This window comes from Pseudoflavonifractor phocaeensis (assembly GCF_016901735.1).
Taxonomy (GTDB): Bacteria; Bacillota; Clostridia; order Oscillospirales; family Oscillospiraceae; genus Pseudoflavonifractor_A.
On the sequence record NZ_JACLZC010000209.1, the window covers coordinates 1 to 437 of the forward strand.

The 437-nt window shown below is 46.2% G+C and carries 1 protein-coding gene; it reads right to left on the minus strand.

Annotated features, from left to right (window positions below):
* A partial coding sequence (locus tag H7U37_RS15305) for a hypothetical protein (protein ID WP_477742911.1) occupies window positions 1-272 on the minus strand: 272 nt, incomplete at its 3' end.
* Window positions 273-437: the final 165 nt, after the last annotated feature.

Below are 437 nucleotides of genomic sequence, written 5' to 3' on the forward strand. Positions count from 1 at the left end.
GCATTGGGAATGACCAGCAGAATCCGGCTGCATCCCTCCAGCCACTTTTGATTGATGACCAGCATGGCCTCGTGGCTCTTGCCCATACCGGCTTCATCGCACAGAACGGCACCTTTCTGATAGGGGGAACGCAGGGCAAAGCTGGCCGCTGCAATCTGGAACGGATAGATTTCAATGTCCGATGATGCAAAGACCGGAATAAACTGTTCTGCTTCCGGCAGTTGTTCCAAAAGCCGGGCCTTGTAATAGGCATGAAACAGTGTTTGAAGCATAGCAATTCCCCCCTTTTTCTTTTATTTGTACTCCTTTTTATTATGGCAGATATTGACGAAAAACGCAACGACGATTGATTCCTTTGTTTAAGGGGAAAATGTCATTTCCAAAATAAAGACCACAGTCAGTGCAGGACTGATTGTGGTCGAGAAGTATTGTAAAAA